The sequence below is a fragment of the Fodinicola acaciae genome (assembly GCF_010993745.1).
GTDB lineage: Bacteria > Actinomycetota > Actinomycetes > Mycobacteriales > HKI-0501 > Fodinicola > Fodinicola acaciae.
Genome location: NZ_WOTN01000001.1, coordinates 897819 through 916872, shown reverse-complemented (window position 1 = coordinate 916872; position 19054 = coordinate 897819). Strand labels below are relative to the sequence as shown.

15 protein-coding genes are annotated in these 19054 nt (G+C 67.1%); 7 read left to right on the top strand and 8 right to left on the bottom strand.

Annotated elements, in window-relative coordinates; genetic code table 11:
* Window positions 1–7: 7 nt before the first annotated feature.
* Window positions 8–2086: a S9 family peptidase gene (locus GNX95_RS04185; protein ID WP_163505826.1), complete on the top strand. Its 2079-nt coding sequence runs from the start codon at window positions 8–10 to the stop codon at window positions 2084–2086.
* Here GNX95_RS04185 and GNX95_RS04180 read toward each other — a convergent pair.
* Window positions 2076–3500 carry a serine hydrolase domain-containing protein gene (locus GNX95_RS04180; RefSeq protein WP_163505825.1) on the bottom strand — a complete coding sequence of 475 codons (1425 nt, stop codon included), beginning with the start codon at window positions 3498–3500 and terminating at the stop codon, window positions 2076–2078. The two genes, GNX95_RS04185 and GNX95_RS04180, sit on opposite strands and share 11 nt — an antisense overlap.
* Window positions 3501–3565: 65 nt before the next feature.
* Here GNX95_RS04180 and GNX95_RS04175 point away from each other — a divergent pair, with 65 nt between their 5' ends.
* Window positions 3566–4258, top strand: coding sequence for a Clp protease N-terminal domain-containing protein (locus GNX95_RS04175; protein WP_163505824.1), 693 nt, complete (start codon window positions 3566–3568; stop codon window positions 4256–4258).
* On the opposite strand, the gene GNX95_RS04170 is transcribed toward GNX95_RS04175, so the two are convergent.
* Together GNX95_RS04170 and GNX95_RS04165 are read right to left on the bottom strand one after the other, a co-directional pair.
* The gene (locus GNX95_RS04170; RefSeq protein ID WP_163505823.1) at window positions 4255–4713 is read right to left on the bottom strand and encodes a GNAT family N-acetyltransferase; all 459 of its coding nucleotides are present in this window, start codon (window positions 4711–4713) and stop codon (window positions 4255–4257) included. The genes GNX95_RS04175 and GNX95_RS04170 overlap by 4 nt on opposite strands.
* A 552-nt stretch (window positions 4714–5265) precedes the next feature.
* On the bottom strand, window positions 5266–5469 hold the full coding sequence (locus GNX95_RS04165) for a hypothetical protein (protein WP_163505822.1): 204 nt from the start codon (window positions 5467–5469) through the stop codon (window positions 5266–5268).
* A gap of 276 nt (window positions 5470–5745) precedes the next feature.
* On the opposite strand from GNX95_RS04165, the gene GNX95_RS04160 reads away from it, so the two are divergent.
* On the top strand, window positions 5746–6555 hold the full coding sequence (locus tag GNX95_RS04160) for a pentapeptide repeat-containing protein (protein ID WP_343034763.1): 810 nt from the start codon (window positions 5746–5748) through the stop codon (window positions 6553–6555).
* Window positions 6556–6625: 70 nt separating this feature from the next.
* Window positions 6626–6826: a CsbD family protein gene (locus GNX95_RS04155; protein ID WP_163505821.1), complete on the top strand. Its 201-nt coding sequence runs from the start codon at window positions 6626–6628 to the stop codon at window positions 6824–6826.
* A gap of 58 nt (window positions 6827–6884) precedes the next feature.
* Here the strand turns inward: GNX95_RS04155 and GNX95_RS04150 are convergent, their stop codons facing one another.
* A complete protein-coding gene (locus GNX95_RS04150) occupies window positions 6885–9200 on the bottom strand; it encodes a transketolase-like TK C-terminal-containing protein (protein ID WP_163505820.1) in 2316 nt (771 codons plus the stop codon).
* Between the two features lie 127 nt (window positions 9201–9327).
* On the opposite strand from GNX95_RS04150, the gene GNX95_RS04145 reads away from it, so the two are divergent.
* Window positions 9328–9831: an Lrp/AsnC family transcriptional regulator gene (locus GNX95_RS04145; protein ID WP_163505819.1), complete on the top strand. Its 504-nt coding sequence runs from the start codon at window positions 9328–9330 to the stop codon at window positions 9829–9831.
* A gap of 22 nt (window positions 9832–9853) precedes the next feature.
* Complete coding sequence (locus GNX95_RS04140; RefSeq protein WP_163505818.1) at window positions 9854–10360, top strand: winged helix-turn-helix transcriptional regulator; 507 nt, start codon at window positions 9854–9856, stop codon at window positions 10358–10360.
* 77 nt (window positions 10361–10437) lie between these two features.
* On the opposite strand, the gene GNX95_RS04135 is transcribed toward GNX95_RS04140, so the two are convergent.
* Together GNX95_RS04135 and GNX95_RS04130 are read right to left on the bottom strand one after the other, a co-directional pair.
* Entirely contained in the window at window positions 10438–13227 is a 2790-nt protein-coding gene (locus GNX95_RS04135; RefSeq protein ID WP_163505817.1) for an esterase/lipase family protein, read from the bottom strand.
* Window positions 13228–13437: 210 nt separating this feature from the next.
* The gene (locus GNX95_RS04130) at window positions 13438–14463 is read right to left on the bottom strand and encodes an LLM class F420-dependent oxidoreductase (RefSeq protein ID WP_163505816.1); all 1026 of its coding nucleotides are present in this window, start codon (window positions 14461–14463) and stop codon (window positions 13438–13440) included.
* Between the two features lie 113 nt (window positions 14464–14576).
* On the opposite strand from GNX95_RS04130, the gene recQ reads away from it, so the two are divergent.
* On the top strand, window positions 14577–16415 hold the full coding sequence (gene recQ, locus GNX95_RS04125; RefSeq protein ID WP_246281502.1) for a DNA helicase RecQ: 1839 nt from the start codon (window positions 14577–14579) through the stop codon (window positions 16413–16415).
* Window positions 16416–16727: 312 nt separating this feature from the next.
* Here the strand turns inward: recQ and GNX95_RS04120 are convergent, their stop codons facing one another.
* A complete protein-coding gene (locus GNX95_RS04120) occupies window positions 16728–18128 on the bottom strand; it encodes an IS1380 family transposase (protein ID WP_281356868.1) in 1401 nt (466 codons plus the stop codon).
* Window positions 18129–18249: 121 nt separating this feature from the next.
* Window positions 18250–18846 carry an Rv1733c family protein gene (locus tag GNX95_RS04115; RefSeq protein WP_163505814.1) on the bottom strand — a complete coding sequence of 199 codons (597 nt, stop codon included), beginning with the start codon at window positions 18844–18846 and terminating at the stop codon, window positions 18250–18252.
* Between the last annotated feature and the right edge of the window lie 208 nt (window positions 18847–19054).

The following is a 19054-nucleotide window of genomic DNA, read 5'->3' as shown; positions in this document are numbered from 1 at the left end:
GAACTCGATGGACCTCGACCCGTTTCTCGTCCAGGAAGCCGACACGCGCCGGTTTTCTCTTGGCCTGCCGCGCAATCCCACCGTCAGTGCGGACGGCCACACCGTGCTCTTCACCCGCACGCGCGCGGGCCGCGACCCGGTCAGCTGCCTGTGGAAGCTGGACGTCGGCACCGGCAGGGAGAAACTGCTCGCCGACCCTGCCGACCTGCTCGGCGACGCGGCCGACAATCCCACCGCCGAGGAGCTCGTACGCCGCGAACGCGCGCGAGAGCGGTCGACCGGCATCACGACGTACGCGACCGACACGGACGCCGCGCATGCGGTCTTCCCACTCTCCGGTCGACTGTGGACAGTCGAGGTAAGCAGCGGGAACACCGGTGAGCTGCCGGTCGCCGGACCGGTCGACACGGCCTTTCCTAACAACGATTTCACCGCGATCGCCTACGTCACCGGTGGCGCGCTGCACGTCCTCGACGTGGCCACCGGAGCGGATCGGGCTTTGGCCCAACCGGAGTCCGGGGACATCACGTACGGCGTGCCGGAACACGTGGCCGGTGAGTCGATGGACCGCTTCCGCGCTTACTGGTGGTCTCCTGACGGCGACCGGCTGATCGCCACCAGAGTCGACACCTCGCCGGTGGCGACGATTTTCCTCGCCGATCCTGGCAATCCAGAGGCGGCGCCGTCCTCGCGGCGCTATCCGTTGGCCGGCACCGCAAACGCCGAGGTGCGACTGGTCATCTTCGGCACGGATGGAAAACGCGTCGAGGTCGACTGGGACGACGCGTACGAGTATGTGGTGACGGTCGCGTGGACGAAGCACGATGTGCTCGCCGTGGTGCAAAACCGGTCGCAGACGACGATGACGATCCTCGCGATCGACCCAGACACCGGGAAAACCTCCGTCGTCCGCGAAGACCGCGACTCGGCGTGGACCACGATCACGACCGGCGTGCCGGGGCGGACGACCGACGGCGAGCTGGTGTGGGTCGCCGAGAGCGACAACACTCGCCGGCTGGTCATCGGCGACCGGCCGGTGACGCCGGTCGGCCTGCAGATCCGCACGGTCCTGGACATCGACGGCGACACCGTACTCTTCGTCGCGTCCACCGAACAAACCGAGGACCATCTGTGGTCGTACGCGCCGGACACCGGTCCGCAGGCGATCACCTCCGTCCCAGGTGTCCACAGTGGAGCGGCCGGCGGCGGCACGACGGTCGTGGCGAGCCGTACGCTCGACCGCGCGACGCCACGGTTTTCCGTACGGCGAGACGGAAAAGAAATCGCCGAGCTGCGCTCTCTGGTCGAGACACCACTGGTCGACCCGCGGCCGGTCTTCTTCCACGCCGGTGAGCACGAGATCCGCACGGCGGTGCTGTTTCCGACCGGTCATGTTGCCGGCAGCGGAAAACTTCCGGTGCTGCTCAACCCGTACGGTGGGCCCGGCGGCCGGCGTGTGCTCGCCGCCGCCGGCGCCTTCACCGACTCGCAATGGTGGGCCGACCAGGGATACGCGGTGATCGTCGCCGACGGCCGCGGCACGCCGGAACGTGATCCGGACTGGAGCCGGACGATCCACCGCGACAAGGGACCGCTGTCGCTCACCGACCAGATCGTCGCTTTGCACGCGGCCGCCGAGAAGTTCCCCGATCTCGACCTGAGCCGTGTCGGCATCCGCGGCTGGTCGTACAGTGGATTTCTCTCGGCGCTCGCCGTGTTGCGTCGTCCGGATGTCTTCCACGTCGCGGTCGCCGGTGCGCCGGTCACCGACCAGCGGATCTATGACACGCATTACCAGGAGCGTTATCTCGGTCATCCGGACGAATATCCGGACGTTTACGAGCGTTGCTCGATCATGTCCGACGCGCCGAATCTGGACCGGCCGCTGATGCTGATCCACGGCCTGGCCGACGACAACGTCCTTCCCGTACACACGCTCAAACTGTCCGCCGCGTTGACGGCCGCCGCTCGGCCGCACACGACGATCATCCTGTCCGGTCTCACACACATGCCGCGCGACCGCGTGACGTTGTGCAGTCTTTCCGCACTGCAGGCGGAGTTTTTGGCTCGTACGCTCACACCATGATGCCGAGCTTGGGGACGCCGAGTTGGCGCTTGAGCACATCGATCTCGTGGTCGGGCAACTCTCGGCGGCTGAGCTCGACCAGTGCCGGCAGCGTGCCGTCGGTGGCGACGAGATCAACCATTCCCTGCCGGAACGCGTCGCGGTCCCCGGCCAGGTGCGCCGACCTGGCGATCTCGTCGATCTCGGATTTTGTCGGTGGCGTACGGATTCCGAGCCTGGCGGTGAGCCGGTCCGCGACGATCACCCCGGCCAGATAGCCGAGGCCCGCGGCCGGACAGCGCGCCGGCCGCGGGTCGCGGCCTTCGACCCAGGCGGTCACGATGCCGAGCACGAGCCGGCCGGCGAGATGGCTCGGCCGTTCCGATGTGCCGAGGTCGCCGAGGTCCCACTGGTTGGTGTTGGCGGTGACCGCGATCCGCTGCCGCGGCCAGCAGCGCGAGACCTGGTTCCATCCCCACATGTATTCACCGCCATGGCCGAAGTACGCATTTTCCTCGCCGTGGTGGAAAAGGCTCCACACCAGCCCGATCGTCGCGCTCGGGTCGGGGCCTCGGCCGGCCTGCGGGGTCAGCATCCGCCGCGCCGTCCGCGGTTGCAGGATGCGGCCGCCTTTTGCCGTCATCGCCAGCAAAAACCGTACGTGGTCGCCCGGCGTAGTCAGCGCGGTGCCGGCCGGATAGTCGGCGGGATACACCGGTGGCAACTGACATCGCAGGCCAGGCAGCGTCGCGTATCCGGTCGACCGTCGCGCCAGCAGCTCCGCGGACACATGGTCCGGATGTTGTGCCGGTGGAAATGCCGTCGAGGTCATCCGTAGCGGCTGGAAAATATGCCGGTCGACGTAGTCGGAGAACGTGAGCCGCTCCGGGTTGAGCAGCTCGACCAGATAACCAACCAGCGCGATGCCGACATTGCTGTACTGGTAGTTCACGTCGACTTTGGTCCCCCAGAACGGAAGCATGCCACCGTACGCGTCGGATCGCTGCTCCTCGAACACTTTCCGCAGATGCTCACCAAGCGGTCCCGGCGGCACACGGTCGCAGTTGCCCATGCCGGTGCCGAGGCCGCTGCGGTGGGTGAGCAGGTCCCGAAGGGTGATTTCCCTGTCGCCGTACGGATTCTTGATCCGCCACCCGTCGAGGTAGTGGTTCACTGGATCGTCCAGGCCGATGATGCCGCGCTCGACCAGCTGCATCGCCGCGACAGCGGTGTAAGGTTTGGCGTCGGAGCCGGTCGGGCCGACGGTTTCCGCCGTCATCGGCCGGTTTTCCGCAACATCGGCAAGGCCGTAGCCGCACGTCCACACGACGCGATCGCCAGCGCCGATCGCAATGGTCATGCCCGGCGCCTCGCAGTGGTCGAGGATCACTGGCACGTACTCGTCCAGGGCTTGCGTCAAATGCTTCAGTCGCATGCGTCAAGTTATGCCTTGACATCGTCCCGTTGTCAAGGCAATCCTTGACATGAGACACTGACGGAGTGGACGACCTTCCTGCGCTGGCCGATCTGGTGGCGATCGCCGACCAAGCCGATACGCCGCTGGAACGGCTCGCCGTCGCCGAACGGTTGGCCGGACAGCTGGCGCATCTCGGCGATCGCCTGGTCGGCTATTACATCGAGCAGGCGCGGGCGGAAGGCTTGTCATGGGCCGATATCGGCGCCCATGTCGGGGTCAGCCGGCAGGCGGCACAACAGCGCTACACGCCGCGCTGGTCCAGCCTCACTCTCGCCGACCTCGCACAGTCCGGCGCACTCAGCCGGCTCACCGAGCGTACCCGCGCCGCTCTTGGCCATGCCGAACGGTTTGCCCGCAAGGAAAAGGCTGCCGCAGTGGACGCGCGGCACCTCATGCGCGGCATCCTGGAAAATCGGCAAACCCTTGCGGTGAAGGCGCTGCAGGCTCTCGGCGTCGATCTGGCCGCCTTGCGGTCCGTTTTGACGTCACCTGCACGAGGTGTGTCATCGCCGACCGACTTGCCGATCGACGTTGCGGCTCGGCGTGCCATGGAGGCGTCGGTGGCCGAAGCGCTGGAGTTTGGCCACAACTATGTCGGCACCGAGCATCTCTTGTTGGCTCTGCTGAAGGATCCGACAATCGCCGAGCCACTGGCCGCGTACGGCGTCACCATCGAGTCGACACGCTCGGTCGTACGCGACCTCCTTCGCCGTTAGATGCGAAACTCGTACCGGCACGACTCGGCGGCGTCGACCTGCCGAAAACCCGCGCGTTCGAGGGTCCGTTGCGACGCGATGTTGTCCGGCTCGGTCTCAGCGACAACGGTTGTCACGCCACGGTCTGCGGCGATGCGTACCAGCATTGTGACCGCTTCCGCCGCGTAGCCGTGGCCCCGCGCGGACGGGACCAGACCATAGCCGATCTCCACGGCGCCGCCGGCCGGACAACCTTTGAAGCCGGCGCCTCCGATCGCCAGGCCGTCCACCCGCCGCCGGATCAGGTAGTGGCCGAATGTGGTGTCGCGGAGGAAGTTGGTGATCGCGATCAGGTCGCCGGTGAACGGAAAGTCGGCGGCCCAGGCGTCGCCTGGTTGCGGTGCCTGGTCGTGGATGCGTTGCGCCTCCGGCACATCGATCGCATGCAGGACCAGCCGGTCAGTGCGGAAATCCATGCCGGCCACTCCATCACCAGCTCGGGCTCGGACTCAACACAATTACACATCCTCCTGCCGCGCCGCCGAAACCGGCCGGGCCTCGGGATGTGTGAGCAGACGCTGCGGAAGGAGGCGACATGACCGAAATCGTTACCGACAAAGGGGAACTCTATCTCCCTATGGTGATCGACCTGCACTCCGGCGAGTGCTGCGCGCGGCACCAGCGAGCATCCCAACGCCGACCTGGCCTCCGCGGGGATCCGGATGGCCTCCCGTCCATGGGACGCGTCAGGTCCTGCTTCGACAACGTCGCCGCCGAATCGTTCTTCTCCACCCTCGAACACGAAGTACGATCTCGTCGCCAGTTCCGTACCCGAGCGCACGCCCGCTCGGTCGTAGTGTCGTAGATCTGCGACCTCTACAACAACCGCCGCCAACGCTCCATCTGCGGGCAGATATCCCGGTAAACTACGAAAACATGACTATGCTGGGCACAGCATAGTCAACCCTTCACGAGGGAAGCTCAGACGAAGCGTCCGTACAGTTGTTGGTTGGGGTCCACCTGCCCGGTCACCCGAACAGGTGGTAGGTATTTCGAAGCGGCTTTTGCTCAAAAATCCACGTCGACGAACAACCGGTCTCCGCGTCCAGGATGCCGCGCAGCGCGAGACGGCCATCACGGCCAGTGTGCAGATGCAACTCACGGCGCGGCCGCGCGTCGTTGAGCGCACGCGCGCGTACGCCACCCAACAACTGGCTCTGTACTGGCGACACAAGCGTCGGATTCCCTCGCGAGTCTCATAAGACCAACGACGCGCCGACTGCCGTTCTCCCGCCGTTAAACAACCCATGGCTGCGGCTTCCAAACCGTACGCGTCCGCGAACGGATAAACGCATCGTCCGGAGTCCCCCGGCGTGGCGTCGGACATGCCATGTGCGCCGATCGACTGGATGCTGGCGACCGACCGACCACCGGCCGTCACGGCGTACGACCGCATGCAGCGTGAAGTAGTGTGTTTGAGGTTGTCGAGCGCGCAGAGAGGGACCGACGTGGTGGAGCGGAAGCGGCTCGACTTGGTGGCCGACTGCGAACGCTGTTTCGGTCTCTGTTGTGTGGTGCCGGCATTCGCGAAGTCGGCCGACTTCGCGGTCGACAAGCCGGCCGGACAGCCGTGCCGCAACCTGCGTGACGACTTCGGCTGCGGCATCCATCGCGACCTCCGCGAAAAAGGCTTCCCCGGCTGCACGGTCTACGACTGCTTCGGTGCCGGCCAGCAGGTGGCGCAACAGACCTACCGCGGCGTCGACTGGCGCGCGGCGCCGCGGACCCGGCAGCAGATGTTCGCGGTCTTCCCTGTCATGCGCGACATTCACCAACTGCTCTGGTATCTCGCCGAGGCCGTGACCATCCGTGCCGCCAAGCCGGTTCATGCCGACCTGCGCCAACTGTCGGACGAGACGGCACAACTCGCCGACCTGCCGCCAGATGACCTCCTCCGGCTCGACATCAACGAGCACTGGCAGAAAGTCAACGCGCTCCTGCTGAAAACCAGCGACCTGGCGCGCGAAGGCACCAAGAAAAAAGAGCATCGCGGCGCCGATTTTGTCGGCGCGGACCTACGAAAAGCGGACCTGCGCGGTGCGAGCCTGCGCGGTGCATATCTGATCGGCGCCGATCTGCGCGGCGCGGACCTGCGGCAGGCGGATGTGACCGGTGCGGACTTTCGTACGGCCGATCTGCGCGGCGCGGATCTCACCGGCGCGATTTTCCTGATCCAGTCGCAGCTTGACGCGGCACGAGGCGATGCGCGTACGAAGCTGCCGCCGGCGATGACGCGGCCGGGCCATTGGGTGGCGTAAACCACATCTGCGGCGATTAGCGCGACGGTATGCCGGGAACCCTTCCCAACACAGGCGGAAGGAGATCAGGATGAACGACCGCATGGAGAACAAAGCTGACGAGCTCGCCGGTCGCGCCAAGGAAGGCATCGGCAAGGTGACCGGCGACCGCGGCACCGAGGCCGAGGGCCAGGGTCAGCAGCTCAAGGCCAAGACAAAGGACGCCCTGGATGCGACTCGGGACCGCGTCGAAGGCTTCGTCGACGGCATGACCGGCAAAAAAGACGAGTAACGACAACAAAATACGAGCCGTGCCCGGCGTTGCGGCCCAGCGCCGGGTACGCGCGCGTCTACACCGCGTCCAACGCGGCACGTACGATGCCGTCGGCATCTATGCCGTGGTAACGATAAACGTCTTCCAGCCCGCCTGACTGGCCGAATCCGGTGACCCCCAACGACGTGCTCACGACGCGGTTGACGGTGGCCAGGAACGACAACGTGTGCGGGTGTCCGTCGAGTACGGTCACCAGCGGCGCGGCTCGGTCGGCCGGAAAGACCTGGTCGAGGATCCAGGTCGATCCCTCCGCACGTCCCTGTTTCGCACGCAACGCGGCGAAAAGCAGTCCAGGACTGGTCACGCATACGACATCGGCGGACAGGCCGGCCTGCTCCAGGCGATCTGCCGCGGCGATCGCTTCCGGCAGCATCGCACCCATCGCGGCGATCGTCACGTCCGGCGAGTCGGCGCGGCGCAGCGGGTACGCGCCGGCCACGACCTGCCGGCGACGGCGTTCGCGCGCGGCCGGATCCGTTGGCACAGCGGCCAAACTCTGGTCGACTGGCCGCGTCGAGAGCCGCAGGTAGGCCGACGAACCATCGGGCTTTCCCAGTCGTGCCAGGCTTGCCAGCAGTGTCCATTCCACGTCGATGGCAAATGCCGGCTCGTACGTGATACACCCCGGCTGCTCGATGCCGATGGACGGTGTGGTGATCGACTGATGAGCACCGCCTTCCGGCGCCAGCGAGACACCCGACGGCGTGCCCACCAGAATTGACTGTCCACCAGCGTAAATCCCGAACGACCACGGTTCCAGCGCACGTTCCACGAACGGGTCATAGAGGACGCCGATCGGGAAGAGTGGCTGTCCCCACCGACTCCAGGTGGCCCCCAACTCTCCCAACAGCCCGACCAGGTTGGTCTCGGCGATGCCGAGCTCCATGTGCTGGCCGGACGGTTTTTCGCGCCAGTGCAGGATGGTTTCGCGGTCGTCGGCAAACCAGTCGACGCGTTCTCGCGACGACCACACGCCGACCTTGTTGACCCAGCCGCCGAGGTTGGTCGACGAGCTCACGTCCGGACTGACGGTCACCACCCGAGCGGCGGCGTCCGGTGCTTCTCTGGTCAGATCAAGCAAAACACGGCCGAGTGCTGCCTGCGTCGTGGCGGTGCCGGACGGCGTACGGCCGATGTCCACCGGAATTTTCGGCGGTGGCGACACCTTTTCCGGCGTACGCGCCAGCCGACTGGCGGTGGCCGCACACAGCCGCGCTGCCGGACTGTCGTTTTCGAGCGGACGCCACGGATCCGCGAGGTCGGTCCCCAGTTGCCCGGCGAGCTCGGCCATCTGCTCGACGGTCAGCAACGACGAGTGGTTTTGCGGATGGCCCTGGATCGGCAGGCCATAACCCTTGACCGTGTACGCGAAAATGGCGGTCGGGCGCGTGTCGTCTATCGAGGCGTACGCGGCGTCCAGCGCACCAAGGTCGTGGCCGCCGAGATTCCGGATGGCATCGAGCAAAACCGCGTCGTCGAGGTCGGCGATCAGCGTCGAAATGCCGGCGGCCATGGCGCCGTCACCAGGCAGCCGCTCGCGCAGCTGCGCCGCGTCGCATCGAAGCAGCCGCTGGTATTCCGGATTGGACATCGCGTCGATCCGCGTGCGCAGCGCCGCGCCGCCCGGCCTGGTGAACAGCTTTTCCAGCAGCTGACCATATTTCAGCGTGACGACCTGCCAACCGGCCGCCGCGAACATGCCTTCCAGCCGGTCGGCGGCGATGTTGGGCACCACGCGGTCGAGCGACTGCCGGTTGAGGTCGATGATCCACACCAGCTCGCCCAGCTCGGCCACCGCCGGGTCCAGGATCGCCTCCCAGACCGCGCCTTCGTCGAGTTCGGCGTCCCCGACAAGGGAAAACTGCCGGCCGGTGCCGCCGACACCGGTCTTCTGCTGGACGTAGCGACGCGCGACCGCGCCCCAGATCGGCGCGGTGGCACCGATCCCGACCGACCCGGTCGAATAGTCCACCGGATCGGGGTCCTTCGACCGGCTCGGATAGCTTTGCAGGCCACCGAAAGCGCGCAGCGACTCCAGATACGGCTGGTCCAGCTCGCCGAGCAGGTAGTTGATCGCGTGCAGCACCGGCGACGCGTGCGGCTTGACCGACACGCGGTCCTCCGGCCGCAGGTGGCCGAACCACAGCCCGGTCATGATCGACACCATCGACGCGCACGACGCCTGATGGCCGCCGACCTTCAGGCCGGAGGGGTTGGGTCGTACGCGGTTGGCGTGGTGCACCATCGCGGTGGACAGCCACAGGATCCGGCGCTCCACCTCGCGAAGAACGCTCGTGTCCGACAATGCACCGGCCGCGGCGACGCTCGTCATGCTGATCTCCTGAACTGCGCAATTCGTTGCCAGAAGCACAACACGACTTCAAGATCTGCACAACATGATGAGATAGCGTTGACCATAGTGCACGAACCAAGCCATTGGACGCGCAGCTGGAGTGAGCATGGTGCACAACCCTGATCGCCTCGACCAGACCGACGCGCGGCTGCTGCGCGCGCTCACCGACCAGCCGCGCGCCACCACGATCGCGCTCGCCGAGCGGCTCGGCATGTCCCGCAACACCGTGCAGGCTCGGCTGTCGCGCCTGGAACGCGACGGGCTGCTGGAGTCGTTCGAGCGCCGGATCGCGCCGCGTACGCTCGGATATCCGCTCAGCGCGTACGTGACGACGCAGGTCACCCAGCGCCGGCTGGACGAGGTCGGCGCGGCGCTCGCGCAGATCCCGGAAGTGTTGCAGGTGCAGGGCATCAGCGGCCAGACCGACCTGATGGTGCAGGTGGTGGCCACCGACGGCGACGACCTCTATCGGGTCGCCGGCGAGATCCTGGCGATCCCCGGTGTCGAGCGGACGAGTACGGCGCTGGTGATGCGCGAGCTGGTCGACTATCGCATCTCGCCGTTGCTCCGCCGCCTCTGTGACGAGCCCGCGGACAGCTCAGTCTCATAACGCAACTGAGTATGCTGGCAGCATGAGACGCACGTCGTTCGCCAACTGGCCGTGCCAGATCGCCACGACCGTCGACATGCTCGGCGACTGGTGGACGCCCCTGGTGCTGCGCGAGGCGTTCTATGGCATCAGCCGGTTCGACGAGTTCCAGTCGGCGCTCGGCATCGCCCGCAACACCCTGGCCGAGCGGCTCAGCCGGCTGGTTTCCGAGGGACTGCTGGAAAAGGTGCGCTATCAGAGCGAGCCGGTGCGACACGAATACCGGCTGACCGCCAAGGGCAAGGACTTCTTCTCGGTGCTCGCGGCGATGGCCGCATGGGGCGACCGTTGGCTCTACGACAGCGAAACCTCGCCGATCACCTTCCATCACCAGCGGTGCGGCCACGACACCCATGCCTTGGTGGTGTGCGAGCGATGCGGCGAAAAGCTGGCCTCTGACGACGTACGGTTTCGGATCGGCCCCGGATATCCGGAAAAGCTGGCGAATCGTCCGGACATACGCGAACGGTTCGCCAGGCAACCGCGCTAGGTCTGTTTCGAAGTCCCACGCGGCGACAGCCGACCCCAAACGCCGACTCTCATCCACGTGGGACTCCGATACAGGCCCTAGCAGAGCCCGCCAAGGCTCGCGTAGAAGTCCACCGCGCTCTTCTCGCCGATCAGATAGCCGCCTACTTTGTCTTGGTAAACCTGGAAAAGCAGGATGTTCGGGCCCTTCGCGACGTAGTAATGGATCACCGGCTCGTTCTGCTTGAGCACGCGCTCGGTGTGCAACGCTGAGCCGTAGGCCTTTTTCACCTGGTCGAGAGTCGCGTTCGGCGGCAGGCCGGCGTCGGTGCCGAACTTCGCCGAGCTGACGCTCACGGCCTGCAGGGTCGAGCCGCCCTGCTGCTGCACGTAGACGAGGCCTTTCAGCCGGCCGGCGCCCGAGTAGGCGAGGCAGCCGGGTGTGCCAGCCGGCTTGTCGTTCTTCAGCAGGCCGTCGGCCACCAGCTTGTCCAACGGCGCGCCGATCCGCAGCGGCCCGAAGCCGTCCGGGCTGGCCAGCAGCGGCTTCGGCGGCGTGACCTTGCTGCCGGCCGGCGGCGCGAGCGACGGGTCGGTGACGATCGCCGACCCCGGCGGCGAGGCGATCGCCGTCACGTTTTTGCCGTACGACTGCGAATCCGAGCCGTGCTTCCAGGTCAGTGTGCCGTCGGTGCTGGAGGTCAGTGTGACACTGAGCCGGCCGGCCGGTCCGAAGTAGCGGTCCGGGCCTTTGACGCCGCCGTCCACGCTCGCCCATCGCGTGCCGTCGAGCCGCCACAGGCTCCACGGCACGGTCTCGGTCGGGTTGAGGCTGTCGTCGCACGAACCGGCGTGCGCAGCCGCGTAATAGCGGCCGTCGCCACCGCGATGCACGTCGGCGATGTCGATCGACTCGGTGTCCGGAGCCGACTCGCCGAAGGCCTTGCCGTCGACGTCTTTCCGTGTGCCCGCGGTGAAGTTCACGATCGAGGCCTTGCCGAAGAAGCTGCAGGCCGACACGTGCGAGCTGGTCAGCGCGATCACCGGTCCGGTCGGGTCGTACGGGTCGGCGGTCACGTCCAGCGGCACCGACGGCTCCGGCAGCTTGACGACCTTGGAGCGCGCGCCGCCGGGTCCGACCGCCACCAGCGACGGCGTGCCGTTGCTGGCGCCGGCGTCCTCCAGGATGGCGACGATCAGCTGCTCGCCGTAGGCCGCCTTCGGGCCGGCGAACGATCCCGGCTTGCCGAACTCGCCCAAGCCGCTCGGCCGCGGCCGCAGGTCAGGCAGCTCGTACGCGTTGATCGTGCGGGACGAATAGCCGTTGGCCACGTACGCCTGGCGGCCGACGACCGCCATCTCGCCGCAGTCGCAGGCGGCCGACCGGTGCGCGCCCGTGTCGACGTCGAGCACACCGATCTCGCCGGAGCCGACCGCGACCAGATAGCGGCCGTCGGCGCTGAACGCGGCCTTGCTGAAGCCGTACCTGGTGGCCGTGATGCTCGCTCCGACCTTGCCGTTCTCGATGACGCTGGCGGTGTTCTTGTCGACGAATGCCGCCGCGGTCGGATGTACGAACGCGCGCACCGCACCGACGGCGTCGTCCGCAGCCTCGGTCAGCACTGCGAGGTCGCTGTTCCAGCAACGGGCCGGTGCGCTCGCGACGACCTTGGTGTCGAGGCAGGTGTGCGTCGCCTTGCGGCTCGCGTCGGCCAGCGCCGACGCTGTGGTCGCGATGCCGTCACCGACGTCGATCTGACCAACGCGTGCGGTGCCGGCGATCTGCAGCACCGGCAGGCCGGACGGCCACGCCGGCAGCGACCCGACCGCGTTCGGCCGCAGCGAGTCACCGAGGCCGCCGGCCAGCGCCGCGAGCGTGTCGAGGCGGCGGCAGGCCGGCTCGGTGTGCTGTTTGGGACCACCGGCGTTCGGGCAGACCGCGAGGTCGGCCATCGCTGTCTCGAGAACGAGGCTGTCGCGGCGAGCCTGCGCGGCGTCGGTCTTCGGCAGCGAGCCAGGGTCGTCGTCCTTGAGTACGCGCGCGACGTCCACGGCGTACGCGCCGCCGAACGGACTGCCGATCGTCGCGACCATGCCGACCGCCTTGGCGCGGTCACCGGTGAGGGCCCACCTCACCGCCAGGCCGCCGGTCGACACACCGACGACAGCCACCTTCTGGCCGCCCTTGTGGAGGCAGTCGATGGCGTCGGCGACGGCCGGACCAGTGGCGTCGCGGTCGCCGACCCAGTGACTGCCGTCGCCCTTGGCCAGCACGTACGCGGTCACGCCGGGGATCTCGGCGAAGCGGCTGACCAGGCTGGTGGCCACCGGCGTCGCTCCGGCGACCGCGGCCGTACCAACCGAGGCGGTCAGGCCGGCGACTCCGTCCGGACCTGGCACCAACAGCACCGGGATGGGGCCGGCTTTGGCGCCGCGCGCGACCTGTACGCCGGCACACTGCGAGGTCGTCAGCATCGCCTTCGGACCAGGCGTGTTGCTCGGCTGCGGCGATGGCGACGTACTCGGATGCGGCTCCGGCTGCTGCGGCGGTGTGTCGGTTGGCGGTCGTACGTCGACGACGCGCCAGCCGTCGTCGGTGACCACCAGGATCACGCGTACGCGCCGGTCGCCGACCTTGCCGTCGACGGTCGCGCCGCGGCCGGCGCGTTTCCAGCTCGCCGCTTCCAGGACGAGCTTGGCCCCGGTCGGCAGCAGCTTGCTCAGGTCGAGACTCACCCCCGGCAGCAGCGCCGACACGTCACCGGCGACCAGCTTCTCGACCATCTCGCGGGCGGCGTTGAACCGGTCGCGTTCGTCCTTGTCGGTGATCTTCTTCAGCACGATCGACGGCCGCGGGCCGCCGGTCGACAGGTTGATCGTGAGGATCACCGTCCCGACAGTCGCGGCCAGAACGACCGCCACACAGCCAGCAACCCACCAGTACGCTCGGCGCAAGCCCACTCCCCTCCTTGGCGCGCCGCCGATCGTAGGCGGGTGCCGCCGGTTCTGCCCGACACACCCTCGCTCGTCCCACTTACGTGTCGGTTTGGCCGCATGGCCACCATGCGTGCGTCAGACGCACGCATGGTGGCCATGCGGTCATCCGAGCAGCTCGGCGAGCGTACGCAGGGTCGGCAGGTCGGCGCCCATCAGCACCAGGCTGGTGGCGATGGTCGCTTGCCACGCCGCGAGGTCGTCGGCGATCTTGGCCTTCGGGCCGATCAGCGCGACCTCCTCGACCATCGCGGTCGACACCTGCGCGATCGCCTCCTCCTTGCGGCCGGACAGGTAGAGCTCGGTGATCTTGTCGCACTCCTGCTCGTATCCCAGCCGCAGGAACATGTTGCGGTGAAAGTTGGCCTCCACCGCGCCCATGCCGCCGATGTAGAGCGCCAGCAGCGGACGGATCCGGTCGGCGGCGGCCTCCACGTCGTCGTCGATCACCGCGGTCACCGACACGGCGACCTCGAACGACTCCGCGGTGTGCCGCGCGCCCGGACGAGCGAACCCCTCAGCCAACACGTCCTTGTAGTAATCGTTCAGCTTCGGTCCGAAGAAGAGCGTCAGCCAGCCGTCGGCGACCTCGGCCGCGAGAGCGACGTTCTTGGGTCCCTGCGCGCCAAGGAAGATCGGGATGTCGGTCCGGTATGGCCGGATCGTCGAGCGCAGTGCCTTGCCGAGCCCGGTGCCGCCCTCGATCGGCACGCGGTAGAAGGCGCCGTCATGCGTCAGCTTCTCGCGCGCGACGACTTTCCGTACGATGTCGATGTATTCGCGGGTACGCGCCAGCGGCTTGCCATACTCCTGGCCGTACCACCCCTCCACGACCTGCGGACCGGAGGTGCCGAGGCCGAGGATGACGCGGCCGCCGGACAGGTGGTCGAGGGTCATCGCCGCCATCGCGGTGGCGGTCGGCGTGCGCGCGCTCATCTGGATGATGCCGGTGCCCAGCCGCGGTGTCGTCGTACGCGCGCCATACCAGGCCAGCGGAGTCAGCGCGTCCGACCCGTACGCTTCGGCGGTCCAGATCGAGTCCAGGCCGAGCGCGTCAGCCTCGTCGATCACCTCGTCGGTCCCCGGCGCCGGCCCGGCACCCCAGTAACCCATCGTCCATCCCAGCTTCATAAGCACCACGGTTGCGTAAGAAGACTCACCGGTCAAGGGTGTGGATGCGGACAGCCGACGCCGCTCCGCACGTCGCGCGCGGAATCGTCGGCCCTGGACCGTACGATCGTCGGGTGGGAAGCCTCGGGACAGTCAGCGAAGCGACCGAAGTCCTGCAGCGCGTCTTCGGATACGACGCGTTCCGCGGCAACCAGCAGGACATCATCGAGCACGTGGTCGGCGGCGGCGACGCGCTCGTGCTGATGCCGACCGGTGGCGGCAAGTCGCTGTGTTACCAGATCCCCGCGCTCGTACGGCCCGGCACCGGTGTGGTCATCTCGCCGCTCATCGCGCTGATGCAGGACCAGGTCGACGCGCTGCGTACGGTCGGCGTACGCGCCGGTTTTCTCAACTCCACCCAGGATTCCTACGCCCGCCGCGAGGTCGAGGAGGCCTTCCTGGACGGCGAGCTCGACCTGCTCTACCTGGCGCCGGAGCGGTTGCGGGTCGAGGCCACCATGCGGCTGCTCGACCGCGGCAAGGTGTCGTTGTTCGCCATCGACGAGGCGCACTGTGTGGCGCAGTGGGGCCACGACTTCCGGCCGGATTACCTGGAGCTGTCCGCGCTGCACGAGCGCTGGCCGGACGTGCCGCGGATCGCACTGACCGCGACGGCGACCGACGCGACCCGCGAGGAGATCGCGCACCGGCTCAACCTCACCGAGGCGCGGCATTTCGTGGCCAGCTTCGACCGGCCCAACATCCAGTATCGGATCGTGCCGAAAAACGAGCCGAAGCGGCAGCTGCTCAAGCTGCTGCAGACCGAGCATGCCGGCGACGCCGGCATCGTCTACTGCCTGTCCCGCGCGTCGGTGGAGAAGATCGCCGATTTCCTGGTGGAAAACGGGATCGAGGCGCTGCCCTATCACGCCGGCCTGGATTCCCGCACGAGGGCGGCCAACCAGGCGCGGTTCCTCCGCGAGGACGGCCTGGTCATGGTCGCCACCATCGCGTTCGGGATGGGGATCGACAAGCCGGACGTACGGTTCGTCGCGCACCTCGACCTGCCCAAGTCGGTCGAGGGTTATTACCAGGAGACCGGTCGCGCCGGCCGTGACGGCCTGCCGTCGACCGCTTGGCTGGCGTACGGCCTGGCCGACGTGGTGCAGCAGCGACAGCTGATCGACAAGTCCGAAGGCGACGACGCGCACCGCCGCCGGCTCAACATCCACCTCGACGCGATGCTCGCGCTGTGCGAGACGGTGGAGTGCCGGCGCGGCCAGCTCCTCGCCTACTTCGGCCAGTCGCAGGAGGAAAACTGCGGCAACTGTGACAGCTGCCTGACTCCGCCGGAGGCCTGGGACGGCACGATCGCCGCGCAGAAGCTGCTCTCGACCGTGTTCCGGCTCCGTAAGGAACGCGGCCAGAAGTTCGGCGCCGGTCAGGTTATCGACATATTGCTCGGAAAGACCACCGACAAGGTGCGGCAGCACCGGCACGACCAGCTCACCGTCTTCGGCAAAGGCAGCGAGCTGCGCGACACCGAGTGGCGCGGGGTCGTACGGCAGTTGCTCGCGCAGGGGTTGCTCGGCGTCGAGGGCGACTTCGGCACGCTGGTGCTCACCGAAGGCAGCAACCAGGTGTTGTTCGAGCAGCGCCAGGTGCGCCTGCGCCGCGAGCCGGAGCGTACGCGCGCGCCGAAGGCGGCCAAGTCGTCCGCGAAGGCCAAGGCGGCGATCGAGCTCACCGCCGAGGCGGAGCCGATTTTCGAGCGGCTGCGGAGCTGGCGCGGCGAGACCGCTCGCGAGCTCGGCCTGCCGGCGTACGTCATCTTCCACGACGCCACGCTGAAACAGATCGCCACCGAGCTGCCGTCGTCGCTGGAGGCGCTCGGCACGATCAGCGGTGTCGGCGAGAACAAGCTGGCGAAATACGGCGACCAGATCCTCGCCGTGTTGGCCGAGGTGGTTTAGGGCCTGTCTGCATATTCCGGGGGGATGAGAGTCGAGATCCAAATGTCGTCTGGCGGTGCGGCGGAGCCGCCCGGCGTGGCAGCGCCACATGGGCGGTTTCGCCGTGCCGTCAGGCGGCCCGAGAAAGATGTGACAGCGGCTCGGCTATCGCCCCGCGGAATATGGAGACAGACCCTAGCCTCGATCTTTCGCGTGGGAGTTGAGTGACTGTTTGGCTGGTTGTGGGGTCTGTGTGTTTGTTTGTGGCAGGGCTGGTTTCCGGCGCTGTGTCGCCGGTTCTCCGGTCCTGGTTGTGGGGTTGGTTCGTCGTTTTTAGCTGGGTTGTAGGGATTTCCAGGCGTTGTCGATGAGGTGGTTGAAGGGCCAGTTGCGGGGTAGTCGTAGGCGTCGTCGTCGGCCGCTGTGGATGATGCGGCCGGCGACGGCCAGGATGCGTAGCCGTAGGCGTTTGGGTTCCCAGCGTCTGGCGGGTTGGTGTGTGTCCCAGGCCAGGGTTTGGGTCCAGGCCAGCAAGTCCGCCGCTAGTGCGGCGATTTCCAGCCAGATCTGGTTGTGGGCGTATCCGTGGAAGGGCAGGTTGCGCATGCCGGTGTCTTTCTGCGCGCGGATACGGTCCTCGCAACGGGCTCGTTGCCGGTGGCGTACTTCCAGTGTGTCCAGTGTCCAGCCGGGGCCGTGGGTGTTGGTGGCGAAGCAGGTGATGCGCCACCCGTCCTGGTCGGTGAGGCGTAGTTGCGCGCCGGGGTGTGGTCGTTCCCGGCGGGCGATCACCCGCATCCCGGCTGGCCATTGTTGAGGACCGGGTCGGGTTGCCGGGGTCGGGTCGGGCATCCATCGCGTGAGCTCGGCGACCTGCGCGCCCTCGCGCGGCTGGCCGTCACCGTCAACAGCCGGTCTCCAGGCCTGCGGCGGGATAGCCTCCATCGCGGCTTTGACCGTTTCATGGGCCGGGAATCCGATCGAATACTCCAACCCCAGATCGGTGATGTGATGCAGGAACGCCTTGGAACACGCGCCGGAATCGGCACGGACCAACACCTGCGCGCGCTCGCCTTCGGGCAGCTGGGCCAGCGCCAGATCCAGAGCCTGGACATGGTCCTGCTTGTTCCACGGTGAAGCGTTGCCAGGACGCAGTTGCAGCACCAGGCTTTCTCCGGTCCCGTACTGGCCATGGTCGACGAACGCGCACATCGGCGCGAATCCGAACCCGCGTTTGTGGGTAGCGCAGGCACGTTCTTTGTCCGAGTGCGCGGTCACCAATGTCGAGTCCAGATCGATGATGACTTGGCCGCCGTCGCGACTACCCGCACGGCCGGCCAACGGCCGGCGCCGCTTCCAGACCGCGCACCGCGCCTGAGCCCGCGCGGACCGGATCGCCGGCAGGACAGCATCAACATCGCCAGCCAACGTGCTGACCAGCCGCGATATCGTCGGATCGCTGGCCACCGGCCCGAACAGTCCAGGTTGCGCCCGGACCACGCTCACATCCGCTAAACAGTCACCGCCGAGCGCAACCGCGGTCGCCAGGTCGCAAACGATCTTCCCCGGACCGTGGCGGACCCGGCGACCACGCCACGGATCAAGGGCTACCGACAACGCTCGCCGCACACCTGACAACCGGATCGTCTGCCGTAACAACAGTCCGCCAGCAGAGGACACCAACGACTCGCGAGCCGGATCCAGAACCAACCCGCCAACCCTGTTAACCTTCACCTACGGAGTGCCTTCCAGTGCAGTGACCCTTGAGACGTCGCAATCCCAAGTTTCCCGCACTGGACAGGCACTTCCGTGCATTTCTAGGCCGTGTCACCGGCCAACAGATGAAAGCCCGAGGCTAGGAGCGGCTGGCCCAGTCAGCCGAGGCGCGGCGCCATTCGGCGTCCCAGCGCGCCAGCCGGATGCGGTCGAGCGGCCAGCGTACGAGCCAATAGAGCGCGATGAACAACGCGACGACCGCGATCACCGCGCCCAGCGCCGCCAGAATCGCGCCGATCAGCGCACCGCCGGCGGTCTCCGGCGCCGACACCTGATGTCCGGCGCGATCGACCCAGATCGGCACGTGCGCGCCGGCCTTCGTACCACTGTCGACCTCAATCGAGGCCGTGTGCACGACGCCGTCCGGCGATTTCCACTGTCCCCGTACGTGCGCCTGCGCCGGCGTCAGTCCCGACGGTTCGGCGCTGCTCGGACTGGCCAGCGCGTCCTGCAAGACGACCGCCTGCACCTCGTGGCGGCTCGCAGCCTGCTGCGCGACCGTACGCATTTCTCGCTGATAGGTGTCGATCGCCAACGATGGAGCCAAAACAATCGCCACGATTACGCCAAGAACGGCCCACCGCAGGAACATGCTCTCCACACGGTCCGAGCGGCGGCGCAGCTGACTGCGGCCGATGCCCAATCTTCGTAGGCCCGACAACAGGACACGCCGCATCCGGTCACTCCACTCATCCGCAATTTTGTTTTTCATGGTAAGAAGCCCGTGCCACGCGGTCAGTGACCTCATGCACTCAGCATTTGTGACACCGGAGACACTCGCGTTTCCACAGGTCAGCGCAACGAGAAAGGCCGACTGTGAGCGATGACTCAGACTCGGCAAAATACCCTAGCTTGATGTCTTGTCAGACAAGTATTACGCGATC

Coding starts and splice junctions, on each gene's coding strand:
- GNX95_RS04185 (WP_163505826.1), top strand. CDS start 8: ATGGACCTCGACCCGTTTCTCGTCCAGGAAGCCGACACGCGCCGGTTT.
- GNX95_RS04180 (WP_163505825.1), bottom strand. CDS start 3,500: ATGCGACTGAAGCATTTGACGCAAGCCCTGGACGAGTACGTGCCAGTG.
- GNX95_RS04170 (WP_163505823.1), bottom strand. CDS start 4,713: ATGGATTTCCGCACTGACCGGCTGGTCCTGCATGCGATCGATGTGCCG.
- GNX95_RS04155 (WP_163505821.1), top strand. CDS start 6,626: ATGAACGACCGCATGGAGAACAAAGCTGACGAGCTCGCCGGTCGCGCC.
- GNX95_RS04150 (WP_163505820.1), bottom strand. CDS start 9,200: ATGACGAGCGTCGCCGCGGCCGGTGCATTGTCGGACACGAGCGTTCTT.
- GNX95_RS04145 (WP_163505819.1), top strand. CDS start 9,328: ATGGTGCACAACCCTGATCGCCTCGACCAGACCGACGCGCGGCTGCTG.
- GNX95_RS04140 (WP_163505818.1), top strand. CDS start 9,854: ATGAGACGCACGTCGTTCGCCAACTGGCCGTGCCAGATCGCCACGACC.
- GNX95_RS04130 (WP_163505816.1), bottom strand. CDS start 14,463: ATGAAGCTGGGATGGACGATGGGTTACTGGGGTGCCGGGCCGGCGCCG.
- GNX95_RS04115 (WP_163505814.1), bottom strand. CDS start 18,846: ATGCGGCGTGTCCTGTTGTCGGGCCTACGAAGATTGGGCATCGGCCGC.